Annotated in this window: 9 protein-coding genes; 2 read left to right on the top strand and 7 right to left on the bottom strand. The window is 47.2% G+C overall.

The window, feature by feature from the left end:
- Nucleotides 1-36: 36 nt before the first annotated feature.
- The 3 genes from GF401_09590 to GF401_09580 are packed head-to-tail and all read right to left on the bottom strand — an operon-like array spanning nt 37 to nt 7,122.
- Nucleotides 37-3,849, bottom strand: a complete 3,813-nt coding sequence (locus GF401_09590) for an AcrB/AcrD/AcrF family protein (GenBank protein MBD3345301.1) — start codon at nt 3,847-3,849, stop codon at nt 37-39.
- A complete protein-coding gene (locus GF401_09585) occupies nt 3,839-5,830 on the bottom strand; it encodes an efflux RND transporter periplasmic adaptor subunit (GenBank protein ID MBD3345300.1) in 1,992 nt (663 codons plus the stop codon). Before GF401_09585 ends, GF401_09590 begins: the two co-directional genes overlap by 11 nt.
- A complete protein-coding gene (locus GF401_09580; protein ID MBD3345299.1) occupies nt 5,830-7,122 on the bottom strand; it encodes a hypothetical protein in 1,293 nt (430 codons plus the stop codon). Before GF401_09580 ends, GF401_09585 begins: the two co-directional genes overlap by 1 nt.
- A gap of 910 nt (nt 7,123-8,032) precedes the next feature.
- Between GF401_09580 and GF401_09575 the strand changes: the two genes are divergently transcribed.
- Nucleotides 8,033-8,524 (top strand): MarR family transcriptional regulator, encoded by a 492-nt coding sequence (locus GF401_09575; protein MBD3345298.1) that lies wholly within the window; start codon nt 8,033-8,035, stop codon nt 8,522-8,524.
- Nucleotides 8,514-10,649: a ferrous iron transport protein B gene (gene feoB, locus GF401_09570; GenBank protein MBD3345297.1), complete on the top strand. Its 2,136-nt coding sequence runs from the start codon at nt 8,514-8,516 to the stop codon at nt 10,647-10,649. The genes GF401_09575 and feoB overlap by 11 nt, the downstream gene beginning before the upstream one ends.
- 91 nt (nt 10,650-10,740) lie before the next feature.
- Here feoB and GF401_09565 read toward each other — a convergent pair whose 3' ends face one another.
- The 4 genes from GF401_09565 to GF401_09550 all read right to left on the bottom strand — a co-directional run.
- Complete coding sequence (locus GF401_09565; protein ID MBD3345296.1) at nt 10,741-11,568, bottom strand: M48 family metalloprotease; 828 nt, start codon at nt 11,566-11,568, stop codon at nt 10,741-10,743.
- On the bottom strand, nt 11,565-12,062 hold the full coding sequence (locus GF401_09560) for a DUF4870 domain-containing protein (GenBank protein ID MBD3345295.1): 498 nt from the start codon (nt 12,060-12,062) through the stop codon (nt 11,565-11,567). Before GF401_09560 ends, GF401_09565 begins: the two co-directional genes overlap by 4 nt.
- 1 nt (nt 12,063) lies before the next feature.
- Nucleotides 12,064-12,681 carry a DUF4389 domain-containing protein gene (locus tag GF401_09555; GenBank protein MBD3345294.1) on the bottom strand — a complete coding sequence of 206 codons (618 nt, stop codon included), beginning with the start codon at nt 12,679-12,681 and terminating at the stop codon, nt 12,064-12,066.
- An 86-nt stretch (nt 12,682-12,767) separates the two neighbouring features.
- The coding region (locus GF401_09550) for a hypothetical protein (protein ID MBD3345293.1) at nt 12,768-15,624 on the bottom strand (2,857 nt) is incomplete at its 5' end.

Raw genomic sequence — 15,624 nt, 5'->3', positions numbered from 1 at the left:
TGGATGGTAAAAGGATTCGAGAGGTGCGTTATATACTCAATTATCCTCTTCCTTCTGTGCCTTTCCATGTTTTCCATGGGCTTTCTTCATCTTCCGCTCCTGAATCATACAATACAGCACCGGGGCCAGAAATACTGTCAGCACCTCGATCATCATGCCGCCGAATGAGGGGATCGCCATGGGAATCATGACATCAGAGCCCCGTCCGGTGGCGGTAAGGATCGGGAACAGCGCCAGAATCGTTGTCGCAGAGGTCATCAGGGCCGGACGGACCCGTTTTATCGCTGCCTCCACAGTCATTTTCCTGATTTCGTCGACCGAACCCGGTTTCTTATCTGCAAACTTCTGATCGAGATATGCGCACATAACAACGCCATCATCGGAAGCGATACCAAAGAGCGCAAGAAATCCCACCCAGATTGCCACGCTCAGGTTAATCGTTTGTATCTGGAACAGATTCCTGAAGTTTACTCCTGCAATGCTGATATCCATGAACCATCCCTGACCATAGAGCCATATCAGAATAAACCCACCCGACCAGGCAAGAACAATCCCACTGAAAACAAGAAGCGTTACGGGTACTTTCCGGAACTGGAAATAGAGAATGAGAAAGATCAGAAACAGTGCGACCGGAAGGATAATTACCAGCCGTTTTTCCGACCTCACCTGATTCTCGTAGCTTCCGGCAAAAGAATAGGATACCCCATCAGGCACGCTTATCTCCTTTGTTGCAATTGCATGGCTGATATATTTCTGTGCATCACGGACAACATCGACCTCGGCATTTCCCTTTTGCATATCAAAGAGCACATAGCCGGTCAGAAAGGTATCTTCACTTTTAATAACCTGCGGTCCTCTCCGGTAAATGACCGAAGATAATTGCCCCAGCGGCACCTGTCCCCCGCCTCTGGTCGCAACCAGGATTTTCTTTATGTCGTCGATACCCTTGCCCAGCCCTCTGAGTTCCCGGGGATAGCGTACCCGCACCGCATACCGCTCCCGTCCTTCAACAGTCTGCGTAATACTCTTGCCGCCAAGGGCGATTTCGATAACATTCTGGACTTCCATAACAGAAATGCCGTATCGGGCAATCGCATGCCGGTCGATTTCGATTTCAAGATAGGGCTTTCCTACAATCCGGTCGGCAAAGACCGCTGAAGATTTGACGGTTGGGACCTCTTTGAGCAAACGCCCCAGTTCTATACCGAACTGTTCTATTGTGTGAAGGTCCGGGCCTTTGACTTTAATACCCATGGGTGCTCGCATGCCGCTCTGAAGCATGACTATGCGTGCTGCGATCGGTTGCAGTTTCGGCGCCGAGGTCACCCCGGTGATCTGCGCTGTTTTGACTATCTCATCCCAGATGTCATCGGGATGGGTGATATTATCACGCCACAGCCGAAAGGGCTTGCCGCGGGGATCGGGAATAAGCTCGCCTGTTTCATTGCGGATAAATTCCTTATTCTTTCCATCGTATCTAAAACGGATTCGGTCACCTTTCTCATCGAGCTTATACTCCGGTTTTATATTGATTATCGTTTCGATCATGGAAATCGGAGCAGGATCAAGTGCGCTTTCCACCCGCCCGAGCTTACCCACCGCACTTTCCACTTCCGGAATTGCGGTAATCGCCATGTCCTGTTTCCGGAGAATAACATGGACTTCACCGATCGAAGCATGGGTCATGGTAGTGGGCATATACAAATAGGAACCTTCATCAAGGGACGGCATAAATTCCTTACCCAGTCCGGGAAAACTGTGATAGAGCCCGGAGAGCGGCTTGAATTTATAGGCAGAATCGGGAATAAAGAAAAACACCCGGGAAAACCCAAGCCATATTACAAGCCCGGTGAGAACAACCAGACCTGCCGGCGTCAGAAACGCCCATTTTCTATCGAGAAACCACGCAAGAAGTTTCGGGTATATCCTGATAAATATTTTGAAACAGAACAGCAATCCTCCTACGCTGAGAACGACAAAGAGTAAGTTGAAAAGGAATGTCCGGGATGCGCCCAGGGGGAGCCATTCTTTTGTGAGGAGAATACCGGTTACCGCAACCACCGCACTCGTACCGAGAAGAGGAAGGCGGGTTTTCCATTTTTGCGGGAGAAACTTAGCAGCGAGCGAACGCATGCCAAAGAGAATCAACAGTATGCCGGCCCACCATCCGATAACAACCCATGCGACAATTCCTCCGATGCACAGCAGTGACGGCAGAATCCATATGCCAAAACCCCCCCGATTTCTTTTTCGCGCAAATATCACATGAAGCAGCGGCGGAAGAACAAACAGCGTAATGAGGATCGAAGCTATCAGCGCAAAGGTCTTGGTAAAAGCAAGGGGTTTGAAAAGCTTACCCTCTGCGGCTTCCATGGTAAAGACCGGTAAAAAGCTGATAATCGTGGTGAGTACCGCAGTCAGGATCGCACCACCTACTTCCGACGATGCTTTAAATACGAGTTCTTTAATTGAATCGCCGGGCTGTGCTTTCCCGAAATGTTTCATTACATTCTCGCTGAGCACGATTCCCATATCGACAATAGTTCCAATCGCTATGGCGATGCCCGAAAGAGAGACAATATTGGCATCCACATTGAATAATTTCATTCCGATAAAGCTTATCAACACGGCTACCGGAAGCACCATGGAGATGACAAGGGAGTTCCCGATACTATTGAGCATGACAAGGATTACAAGGATGGTTATCAGAATCTCAAGATAGATTGCGTTATTGAGCGTCCCCAGGGTTTCTTTGATTAATCCGGCGCGATCGTAGAACGGAACGATGGTGACTTTTGAAACAGAGCCGTCGCTGAGTTCTTTTTCCGGAAGTCCCGGTGCAATTTCGGCAATCGTATTTTTGACATTGGAGATAACTTTAAGAGGGTTTTCGCCGTACCGGGTAACAACAACACCCCCGACAACTTCAACACCTTCCTTATCAAGAATGCCCCGTCGAAGAGCAGGTCCCAGGCCGACAGTGGCAATATCACCGATTGTAATCGGCACATTATTCTCAACCCGGATCACCGCGTTTTCGAGGTCGGCAACATTTTTGACAAAACCGACTCCGCGTATCACATATTCAACGCTGTTAATCTCGATGGTTCTTGCACCAACATCGATATTGGAATGCCGGGCCGCATTGTAGACCTGTTCGAGGGTGATATTGTGCACCAGAAGCGCACTGGGATCGACATCGATCTGAAATTCTTTCACATGCCCTCCCACCGATGCAACCTCAGCAACGCCGTCGGCGGCCATGAGTGCATAACGCACATGCCAGTCCTGTATCGACCGGAGTTCCTGGAGGTCCCATCCGCCGGCAGGACTACCGTTTGCATCGCGGCCTTCAAGGGTATACCAGAACACCTGGCCCAGGGCAGTGGCATCGGGACCAAGGGTGGGTTTCGCTCCTTCAGGGAGCGTGTTTGCAGGAAGGGATGACAGCTTTTCCATGAGTCTGCTCCGAGACCAGTAAAATTCGATATCATCCTTGAAAACCACATAGATACTCGAAAATCCGAACATGGAAAAACTCCGGACTGTCTTGACGCCCGGTATCCCGAGCAGAGAGACGGTGAGTGGATAGGTCACCTGGTTTTCGATATCCTGGGGACTTCTCCCCTGCCACCGGGTGAAAACGATCTGTTGGTTTTCGCCGATATCAGGAATAGCATCCACCGGGACCGGATCTCTGATCAACCAGGGAATATCCCATTCAAAGGGCGCTACGGCTATGCCCCAGACCACCAGTCCGGCAGCGGCAAGGGCAACAATGAGCTTATTGTTCAGGCAAAAGCGGATCGCCTTATCAACCGGCGACAACGATTTCTTTTCAGTGTTCATGGTTATGTCCCTTTGCTTGCCCGGGTGATGGATAAGATTCTTTTATTTCACCGCATTTGAGCATGGATGCTCCGAAATAAGGGTTACGGATTTCTTTCTTTTTCTGAAGCCAGTACGCGCCTTCATTGCCAAACGCCATTGGGCAGAATGCCAGGTAATGGTCGTCGGTATTGGTCTCATAGTGTTTTTGAAGGATGATAACCTGCCCGGATATTTTTTCGAATACCATCCGGGCATCGGATAAATCTTTGATATCTTTTTTCTGTTTCAGCGCTTCCAAAAGATTCGATTTTGCCGAGCGCCATGCCTTGTACAGTTTTGATTGTGGTGCATCGGTAGCAGCAATGTGATTTTGCAGCGATTCCATGGCTTTTTTTGATTTGGCGAGATCGTCTCCTGCAAGAGCATTGGCAAGCGCAAAATATTTCTCGAAAAGTCCATTCAATTTTTTTCTGAACTCTGTGGAGACCGTACCGGACACTTTGGCCGGCGCAGCCGCTGGGTGGGTCTTGTCGGCCGATGCCTGAGCGGTTGTGCCATGCCCGGGATTCATCATACTCGGCTTTGCCCTGATTTGCAATTCACTGTCGATTTTAAACGCACCGTTAACAACAACCGGTTCGCCTTCGGAGATCCCCGATTTAACAACGTAATAATCGCCGACCCGCGGCCCGAGAACGACTTCTCTGCCCTCGAATGTCGGCTTTTCTTTATCGGGAAGGCGGACATAGACGATCGCCCGTTCACCGGTGATCAGCGGCGCGGTTGAGGGAACCACCAACGGATCGACATCTTCAAAGCCCGAGGTAACATATCCGAGTTCCTCGGCCGGTACCAGCGGCATGCCGCAGATATCACAGGTCCCGGGACCATCTTTGACAATTTGCGGATGCATCGGGCTGATCCATTTTCCTTTGAGATTACCGCCTTTCACTTTTCCCGATTTTGACACGTGGGCCTTTACCCGTGCGGTAACCAGCATTTCGGGTTTGAGTCTTTTTTCTTTGTTATCGACAATAACCCGCACCTTGACTGTCCTGGTTTCGGGATCCACCGCAGGATCGATAAACGAAATTGTTCCTTTGAAATTCTCCCCCGGCCAGGCCTCGACACTAAAAGTGGCTTTCTGTCCCAGGCGAAGCCACGCAAGATCGGATTCGTAGGCATCAAGTTTTACCCAGAGCGACTGCAAATCGGCGATATGGAACAGCGGGGTTCCGGTTTGAACATACATGCCTTCATCGACAAGCTTTTTGATCACCACGCCCTGCTGCCCTGCCCTGATTGTCATATGCTCGGAGGTTGTTCCCCGGGAAAGGATAGCATTCAATTCGGCGTCCGAGAAGCCCAGTAATCTCAGTTTTTCCTTCGCCGCTTCGAGGGTCCGGGTTATACTTTCTTCGGCAATACCAGAAATTCCGGTATTGTCCAAACGGTTTGCCGCTTTTTTGGCTTCGAGGAGCTCCCGTTGAAGCGAGACAAGTTCGGGACTGTAGATACGGGCAAGATGGTCGCCCCGTTTTACCGGGATTCCGGTGTAGTCGACATAGAGGCGGTCGATTCTTCCCGACATCCGGGAGGTAATCATTTCGACTTTCGTTTCATTGAAATCGATTTTGCCGGCCATGCGAATTTTTGCGGTAGCTCCACGCCTCACTGCCTGAATGGTTTGAATGCCGGCAAGGGCAGCGGCATGTTTCGAAAGTGTTAACGTGGCGGGAGCTTCGTGCTCCCCACCGGCTTCGCTCTCATTTACCGGAATCAGATCCATGAAACAGATGGGACACTGCCCGGGTTCAGGGAGCTGAATTTGCGGATGCATGGAACAGGTCCAGGTAACATCTTCACCAGCGTCTTTTGCTGCTGCAGCATCGCTATGAGCTTGCGAACCGGTTCCCTTTGAAATCCTGCCGACCAGAAAAGCGGCAAGCACCGACACAACAAGAGCGATGATAAACAGCCGTTGCTTTTTGATTTTCATTATTTCTCCGCCTCCGTGGAATGGGTTGACTTATTTTTTGTAAATTCCGCCAGGCAACAGATAACGATTTCCCCGGCTATCATTTCTTTCAGCTCTATTCTGGATACTTTTTCAATTTCCAGATCAAGCAATGTCCGCTGTGCATCGAGAAAATCAAGAATCGACATGGTATTGTTCCGGTATCCTTCTTCGATAACCGACAAGGTTTGTTCTGCCTTCGGAATGAGGACATTGTCAAGCAATTCGATACGTCTGACAGCATCATTATGGGTATTCAAATAGATACGCGCTTCTGCTGCAAGTTCATTTTCAGCTTGTTTGAGTTCATTGGCGGCCACTTTTTGTAGCGAGCGGGCCTGTTGGAGTTTTCCTTTTTTTTGCGACAACCAGATCGGAAGAGAAATACCAATACCGGCCATAAGATCATCATCCACCGATACGCCGTTTATCATTTTATTTGTTTCATAATCCGCCGACAGCACCAACGATGGTCGGTAACGTGATTTTGCTGCATCCACCAGCGCATCTTTGACCTCGAGTGCATATTCATAGGCAACGATTTCCGGATTCTGCTCAAGCGCTATCTGCACCACCGTCGCCGGATCGTCGGGAACACTCAGCGAGGGTATCGAATCTGGGAAAGGAATAGACAGGTTGCTGCTGTCGATCAGGATACCGAAACGGTTACGAATATTATCAGCTTCAGTGCGCATTTGACGGATATCATCCTCTAAGACAGCCATTTCGAGTTGGAGTTTAAGGAGGTCACCGGCAAAAGCCTGATTCACTGAGTATTTGGCTAAAAGGACCGATTCGGCCTGTTCGAGCAGTTTGAGTGACTGGCGGGTCAGCTCAATTGTTCTGCCGGTCTCATAGAGTTCCCCCCAGGTTTTACGGATCATGAATATCAGATCATTGACCGCATCTTTGTATTCAGCCTTTCGCTGATAATGGAGACTGCGCGCTTCCCGTTTTTGGGCCATGAGTGTGCCGGGCCAGGGAATTGTCTGGGAAAGTACGAATTTTGTCGGATGAGAGAAATCGGTCATGCCCGTATGGATTCCAAGTACCGGGTCGGGCATATCGAACGCTGCCTGTACCCCATGCCCGGCGGCGTCAACAGCATTTTTCATTGCATGCATCTCGGGATTGTTTTTAAACGCCAGATCGATATAATAACCAAGCCCATGCTTTTCACTTTCGGCGCTGGAAATCTGAGAAAACACCTGCGACATCAGCATGAAAAAGGTAATCGAAAGAGGATAACTGATCTTTTTTATTGTTGTATGCATCCGGCATCAACTCCAGTGCTAAGGATAATAAAACAGCGGATTTCAGATGCTGCTTTAAAGCTTTAAAGCTTTAAAGTAAAATAATAATTAGTCGAATTTTATCGTACAGCTGAATGTGCTGAAACCAAGGTATGGAAAGAATCAGAGCCGGAGAGGAATTGCTTGAAGAAAACCGGTTTTTCGGGGCATTATGCGATTTGCACAGGAGCTTACAACGGAATTCAATTCATTGACACAAGGCAATGCACATAAAAATGATGGCGCTAATGAAACAAATCGAAAATGAGTTGTTCGTGATTCTAAGGCAAGAGGCTTATTATCATGGTTGAAACAACAGCCTTCGCAAAGTTTCTGATTTGATTGATTGGACGATGAAAAGCCTGACAGCGATTCATTGAGTTGATTTTCTATCGAACATTCTGAATTGCAACATGCAGGGGATTTAATGGCTTGTGCACCGGTGGAGTGTATCCCGCACATACACGATGACCCCGACCAGACAGTGGTGTAGAGGAGAATGTGGAGTGCGAAAACGCTTTTGAGCAGTTTCATGGTACAAGCTCCTGATATGGTCGAGTTTCAATAAAAATACGTATTTAATGTTTATAATATTTATAAATATAATTAATATATTGCCTCATCATCCAATGATATCGAAATCGACCAGGTAAAGGAATACAAGTGTTTGGCATGACTCATTGCTGTATTTAAACATATTGTCGTAACCGACATCGGGTAGTGGCATGTGCACTAACTGCATTTAGAGAAATTATCCATGCAACTAATGGGCAAAAATGAGGAGCAGCCAATTATGTTACCGGCGCATCTGCAAATTATTTTGTGCCCTTGCCTTTTGGTTAGGATTGTTTTATTTTGTTAGAACAATCTAACTTACTTGTTTGGATAGCCTGTGAACACTAAAAAACTTACATCCAATCTCGAAGATTATCTGGAAACCATCTTCTCTATCGTTTCAACTCACGAAGTTGCTCGCTCGATGGAGATAGCGGAACACCTTGGCGTTAAGCGGTCATCGGTTACCGTTGCGCTCCGTTCCCTTGCCGAAAAAGGCCTTATCAATTATACCCCCCGGTCCTATATCACGCTTACCGAAAAGGGGCGAGATGCCGCACAATGCATCGATCGACGGCATCATATTCTTCAGGACGTTTTCATGAAACTATTCGATTTGCCCGAATCCGACGCCAATGACGCCGCATGCAAAATGGAACATGGCATGACTCCGAAGGTGTGCAGAAAATTAGCGTCCCTTTGTGCGGTAATGGAAAACAATCCTGGATTATCCGAAACACTGAAGAAAAAAATTGCATACTATTCAAAAAAAATTGACTGTACATCAACCTGCGGATACCCTATCAACGAGGAGCACGATGAGCATTAGAATAGCACTTGCGGGAAATCCTAATTCCGGAAAAACCTCACTTTTCAATCAACTTACCGGTGCAATGCAGAAGGTTGGCAACTGGGGTGGTGTAACTGTCGATATAAAGAAAGGTTTCACATCGATTGACAGCGAAAAAGTTGCAATTATCGACCTTCCCGGAACCTATTCTTTGTGTGCCTATTCTCTCGAAGAGCGCGTTGCCCGGGATTATATCATCGAAGAGAATCCCGATGTTGTTATTGATGTTATCGATGCTACCAATCTGGAGCGTCATTTGTATCTTACTGTCCAGATGATGGAAATGGGAGTTCGTCCGGTTCTGGCGCTCAATATGTGGGATGAAGTTTTATCCAAAGGAGTGTCGATCGATATCGAACGCCTGAGTGCTCTTTTAGGGCTCGCTATCGTGCCGACGACAGCGACGACAGGAAAAGGAATCGATACGCTTCTCCGGGAAGCCGTAAAGCAGACACGGCAAAACCCTTCCTCGCTGGAAAATTTCCGGGTAACTCTTCCGGAGGAACTTGAGAGTGCAGTTTTAAAACTCGGGTTAAAAATTCGGGAGACCGGCATCGAAAAATATCCATCAGAATGGCTTGCACTCAAACTTTTCGAGCATGATAATCAAATAGAGCGGTTTATCCATGAACATGACAAAGGAAAAACGATCATTAGCGATCGGAATGAAGCCGAAAAACATCTTGAGCGCGTGCTGGGTGAAGATTCCGAGAGTTTGATTGCCGAAGCCCGTTATGGATTTATTTCAGGTGCGCTTCATGAAACAGTTAAACAGACAAAAATTAACCGCGTAGAGATTTCCGACCGGATCGACACGGTCCTTACCCATCGTTTCTGGGCCTACCCGATCTTTATTATGTTCATGTGGCTTTTGTTCCAGGCGACATTCAAGCTGGGTGAATACCCTATGTCATGGATCGAAATGCTTTTTGACTGGCTCCATGGTTTTGTTATTATCACTATGGATGAGAGCCCTTTCAGAGACCTTCTTGCTGAAGGCGTTATTGCCGGTGTTGGAGGAGTCGCTGTTTTTCTCCCCAACATTCTGATACTGTTTCTGGGTATTTCGATTATGGAAGACACCGGCTACATGGCCCGGGCAGCATTTATCACCGATAAATTGATGCACCATGTGGGTCTTCACGGCAAAAGTTTTATTCCCATGATCATGGGGCTGGGCTGCAGTGTACCGGCAATTATGGCGGCGCGAACACTTGAATCGGAAAAGGACCGAATCAAAACAATCCTGCTCACCCCCCTCATCGCCTGTTCAGCCCGACTACCGGTTTTTGTGCTCTTCGCAGGGTCCCTGTTCCCCCGTCATGCAGGCAATATTGTTTTCTTGTTTCAGGTCATATTCAGTTTCGGCGCCTTTCTTTTCATGGGATTGGTGTTCAAACATACCCTTTTCCGCAAAACCGAAGATTACCCCTTTGTCATGGAGCTCCCCCCCTATCGCATTCCCACAGCCCGGAGTGTGGTTATCCATATGTGGCATAAAGCAGAACATTATCTTAAAAAAATGGGGGGGGTTGTGCTTGTCTTCTCGGTAATCCTCTGGTGGGCGGTGGAGTATCCGAAAGCACCGCAGATCGAACAGCAATTTGAAAACAGAATCGAATCAATAAAAACGGCATCGGAGCTTTCACAAAACAAAAAAGCCACTCTGATAGACAGCCTGAAAGCGGAAAAACTATCCGCAACCCTTAAACACAGCTATATCGGCAAGGTCGGCACCCTGTTCGAACCGATGGTTCGAACATTTGGAACCGACTGGCGGGGAGCTATCTCCCTTATTTCGGGCTTTGTGGCAAAAGAAGTTGTCGTTGGCTCCATGGGAGTCCTGTATGCGGCCGGCGAAGAACAGACCGAAAAAAGCACAGTCCTCCGTGAAAAATTGCGGGAACATTTTTCCCGCCTCTCAGCTTTTGCGTTCATGCTTTTTGTACTGCTCTATACTCCCTGCGTTGTTGCGCTGGTAACTGTTGTCCACGAACTGAGAAGCTTCAAATGGTCGATCTTTTCGATTGGATACCAGGTCGCCTTTGCCTGGATTTGTGCGACAATCGTGTATCAGGCAGGAAAATTTCTGGGGTTGGGATAGGGCCAAAGATAAAAAAAGAGACAACGATTTGAGAAAATACCCGGGAATCCTCTATCCTGACCTTATACCTTCGGCTCTTTTTAGCCCCCACTCAATCAAACACCGACGGCAATTGTTGTCTGACATTTTCCCAGTCGATAGTGAATCTGTCCTCTACGTTGTTAAATTCATCCGATTTTTCCATGGCTTTATCGATCCGGCTTTGCGTGTCGGGGTGGGTCATGAACCAGCGGGCAAAATTGGTTGATTTTTTATCCACCGCTATTTTCTGCATGAAATCGGCAAAGTGCATGGGGTCGATTAAACATGAATCGAGCAGTGCAAGTGCAAAATCATCTGCCTTATCTTCCTGGCCCCTGCTGTATTTCATATTGATGACATTTTTTATGATACTTTCCAGATAGGCCACCGATTCACCGCTACCGATCATTGACAACAGTACCGATACTCCGAATTGCTGGATAAGCCTCCGGAGAGGATCACGATGGATTACATGACCCATTTCGTGAGCAATTACTGCTGCAAGCTGTTCGGGAGAATCACAGGTGCGAATCAACGGTGTGTAGATAACAATTAACCCCCCGGGAAAAGCAAATGCGTTGACAACATCCGATTGAACCAGCAGTATTTCGACATCATAGGGATTTTTATCGATTTTATCAAGCAGCCTGTCGGAAATTGTCTCCAGCATTCCGATGAGTTCCTTGTCGGTAACAATCTTTGAATCTTCGGCAATATAGGATTTTACACTCTCCTTGAATTTTTTTTCCCATTCAACCGAAATTTCTTCGATTGTCTTCCCTGAATCTTCCATTTTTTTCGGAACATACTTCGCAATAAGGTATGCAGTACCTGCAGTGACAATAATAAAGGCCAACAAAAAGAGTAGTTCTTTATTTATCCATTTTCCGATACTCAAAACCCCTCCGGCGGGCGATTCACTTCCTCGCGTTTTTTCTTTGCTTTTGTACCAAAATATCGGGCAAAGGCAAGCCTTCCGAACACCCAGAAATAGTACAACTTACCCTTTCGTGCCTGTAGACAGGCGATAATAGAAAAAACCATATAGATTAAATTCCACAGCACAACAAAAACCAGATAGGAATAAAAGTAGACGGTATCCTCCGCATAGGGAGAAATAATCATTATAAGCCAGAAGATGACCCCTGCATTAAACAGCGTAATGGGGATTTGAGTCAAGAGCGACTGAAAGGAGTGAAACGCAACAAAGGGCGATGTCTTTTTATTGATAAAGAAATAGATTACCGCTGCGATCAGATTTATAATCGGCAGGGGAAGCCCGGCGCCCCAGGCAGCGAACATCATGAGATACGACCCCATGGCATCTTCTTTTTCACGATCGCTTATCTCATGAGGCTGGGGAATTGGTATGGGTGCGGGTGCGGGTTCCATATTATTTCGTCTCCTCGCCTACCGGCACGGTCTGCAATTCTTTCCCCGAAAAGGGCGGATATTCATCGGTCATATAACTGCTGTACAGCCCAACCCGCTGCATCCATCTCAGTGTCCCCACATTGAACTCATGCCAGGATTCGGGATACTTTCCGGTAAACAGCACGACCCACCAGGCCAGAAACTGCAAAAACTGGGTGGCAACCATTCTGAAAAACAGGCAGAAACCATGGGGAATGCCGACATATACCGGTGCAAAAAAAAGCTTCACCAGGGCCAGCCCCCTGCTTAACCGGGAAGGATAGGGAACATCAAGATCAATCTTATCACTCGAACCGTTGATACCAAAAGAGGGATAACCATCGACAAGGTTCATAATAATCGCTTGAAGCCGCAACATCCATCGTTTAACTTTCAACTGATATTCAAAGTAACTCTCCGGATATTTCCCCGTAAACAGAACGATCCAGAAAGAAATAAAGGTCAGAATTGCCGACCAGAGACCAACAAACATCAAAAGCAGCGAATGGGGGGCTATAATATAAAAAAATCCGAAAATAGTCCTGAGAAGCAACTCTCCCCGGGAATAGAGATCCTGATGACGAATACGAAGCTTCATTGAAAACCTCCTTGAGAAAGGGGTGGATAAACCGTCACTGGGCTAATATATAAAGGGCCGGAGGTAAATCAAAGAAAAATCGATAATTAGTGTTTACCGGCCAACCAGTAAAGAATGTCCTCCGGAGCAGCACGATCTTCATACACCTCGATATTATCTTTTCCCGCCCCCATGGCGATCGATTCAATCCGGTTGGTCTGAAACGATTCCCCTGCGTTGTGAATGATCAGTCTGTCTGCTTTAGTCAAACCAACAGCAACATCAATTCCACCGGTGTTTCTGATATTTGGTATGTTCAGTTTATAGAGATAAGAGAAATCATTCGTATTGTCAAACTGCACAGCGTCGACAACTGCGGTTGATGCCAAATCGGTTTGGGAAAGGGCAAGCATTGCCCACAAACCGGCGTCATCAATCCCGATTACGCGGACCTCGTCAATATCATGCCTTCGAGAAAGATACTTGAGTGCGGTAATAATATCCTGCACGGCTTCGGCCCTGTCTGAGCGGTTATAAGAGGTAAAAAAAGTAACGCTGTCTTCCCTGGAATATCCCGGCTCGAGCATCTTGTGTTCACCGGTATTAAAACAATCGATCATATAGACCAGCTCGCCGCCGGCAATCAGACTGTCGACAAGGGGCAGAAAGCCTCCTGTTTGCTGATCGATCAGGCCGTTTTTCCCGCTCTTGTGAAGGCACAAGGTTGCCTTTTTGTTTTTTTGGTATTTCAGAGAAGACACCAGAACAGCCGGGATATAATCGAAATGCAGATTTCTGTAAAGAAGTTGTTTTTCGAGCATAATCGAATCCAGATTCCAAGTTCCGCAGTTGACGACGGCAAGGCTCTCCACCGAAGGTTCCGAAACAAGAAGAGTATGTTCCAGAGAGGTACGATAACAATTTTCGAATTCATTGAATTTTCCATACGATTCAGCGATATCTTCCAGAATACGGTTATCGGCACTGTCGATCATCGCCTGAACAAGCGCTACACTGTCCAGAGCATTATCGGGGAGTGATTGTCCATTGAATACCATAAACTGACTGCTGGTAATTGATGGGATCGACGATTCTTTCCAGTTACCGGCATCGGCGTCATCAAAAAACTCTTTTCCATAGAATGCATATACATTTTCCCGGCTTTCGAGATTGTAATTATGCCGGTAATCAATTTGAACCGTGGCAACCCGGTCTTCTTTACCGAAAAGAGAATAGATATGTCTGATTGCAGGATATTCAACTTCCGGGGTATTGCTAGTCCAATCACCGGTGGCCGAAACGATAAAGAGCGGTTTGGGAGCAAAGAGGGCCCCGATTTCGACATTGAAGGTCACGATGCGCATTAAAGGTGCATTCCCGCAAATACATCCATCCTGAAGATGCGCCGATATATGGTTTACCGGCGCAGCAGCAGTAATACGATCATCGATAGCCGAAAGCATGAATGTCTGCGTTGCGCCCCCCGAAGCGCCGGTGCAACCGACCCGGGTAGTATCGATATCCGGAAGAGACAAAAGAAAATCCAGACTTCGTACCGAGTTCAGCATATGAAGGCTCATGGCACTGACTCCCCATAAATGGGCCTGATCATTATCGAAACGATGACCGAGCTGCCGTGAATCCAGGTAACCGATCATATCATAGGAAAAATTAGTTATGCCTTTTTTGGCAAACATTATACTCCGCGCCGGGACATTAACTCTGGATGTCTTCTCCAGTCTGCCCCTCGACCAGTGCCCATGAGGACAGAGAATTGCCGGAAAAGGCCCTTCCTTGCCTTTGGGTCTGTAGAGATTTCCGGTGACATAAAAACCGGGGAAACTTTCAAAACAGACCCGGTCAACAACGAAATCATCAAACTCCACCGATCCGTAATAGCGAGGATTAAGGGGTGTTTCCGGGGAGGAGGGGTATAAACTGTTTGTTACCTTTATGTGCGTTTTCAGATACTCTGCCCGGTTGACCCATTGCGATTTGCTCGTATAGTCGGGCATGGTATATTCTGTTGTGTAGTCGGTAAGCTCGACAAATCGCCTGTCACGATATTGGCCGGTTTTGTCATTGTAAACTGTTACCAGTGCTGATGGATAAATAACATTGGCAAAGGGAATGACATTACCCCAGAGGGTGTCGCTTTCAGTAAAAATTCCCGGTCGAAGTGTATAATAAACAATTTCCTGCGGGGTGGCGAGCACCATTTTGGCCGTTTTCCTCGATGCAGCTATATTTCCATACCCATCAACGGGGACAAGTGTACTTTTGTCGGGCGTACCGTACGAATTGGTTTTTGTTGTGGTATATACCCGGAAAAAGGTATTGTTTGTCGATCCGGAGTAGTTCCAGCTCAAAAGAACCGTATCACTTTTGTAATTGCAGGAACTGGTAAACCCGGTAATTGCGGCATAAAAATCCGCTTTATTACGGGGGGTGAGAATATAAGTCGAGTCATTCATATTTGTATAGGTGGCAATAAATTTTTCTTCGAAATATCCGTATTTTGAGACAACCAGAGTGTCTTTATAGACCGGAGTTCTCTTCTGTGTGTCTGAGCTCAGAGGGGCAAAGGTATGGAAACCGGAGATCGTATATTGTTTCCCCGTGAAATGAAGCAGTTTAAAGGTTCCGATAAACTCACCGATATTCACTCTGACAAGAAAAAAATTGCTCCCGGGAATATCGGGTATTTCATCGAAGATAGTAAGCTCGTGAGTCCCCTGCCTGCAATAACCGCTGTAAATTCGCTTAATCACCCTCCCCCGGGAATCGAAGAGGGCGATTTGCACAAGTTCCCTTGGAGCGCCGATTGTAAAAATAATCTGCCGTCCTCTTGCAGTCAGCCGGGAACCTGGAGCTATTCTGGATGGATTTGATGGTGATGGAAAAAAATCGCCTCCTAAAAAAAACTTCCCTTCCTTGTCAGTAGAAGCCTCCAATCCGGCATCT

This window comes from Chitinivibrionales bacterium (assembly GCA_014728215.1).
Lineage (GTDB): Bacteria > Fibrobacterota > Chitinivibrionia > Chitinivibrionales > WJKA01 > WJKA01.
Note: the sequence above shows the minus strand (reverse complement) of the source record. Positions and strands in the feature narration are given on the sequence as shown.

Bases quoted from the DNA above. Each gene is read 5' to 3' on its own strand.
- GF401_09590 (MBD3345301.1), bottom strand. From the start codon at position 3,849: ATGAACACTGAAAAGAAATCGTTGTCGCCGGTTGATAAGGCGATCCGC.
- GF401_09585 (MBD3345300.1), bottom strand. From the start codon at position 5,830: ATGAAAATCAAAAAGCAACGGCTGTTTATCATCGCTCTTGTTGTGTCG.
- GF401_09580 (MBD3345299.1), bottom strand. From the start codon at position 7,122: ATGCATACAACAATAAAAAAGATCAGTTATCCTCTTTCGATTACCTTT.
- feoB (MBD3345297.1), top strand. From the start codon at position 8,514: ATGAGCATTAGAATAGCACTTGCGGGAAATCCTAATTCCGGAAAAACC.
- GF401_09560 (MBD3345295.1), bottom strand. From the start codon at position 12,062: ATGGAACCCGCACCCGCACCCATACCAATTCCCCAGCCTCATGAGATA.
- GF401_09555 (MBD3345294.1), bottom strand. From the start codon at position 12,681: ATGAAGCTTCGTATTCGTCATCAGGATCTCTATTCCCGGGGAGAGTTG.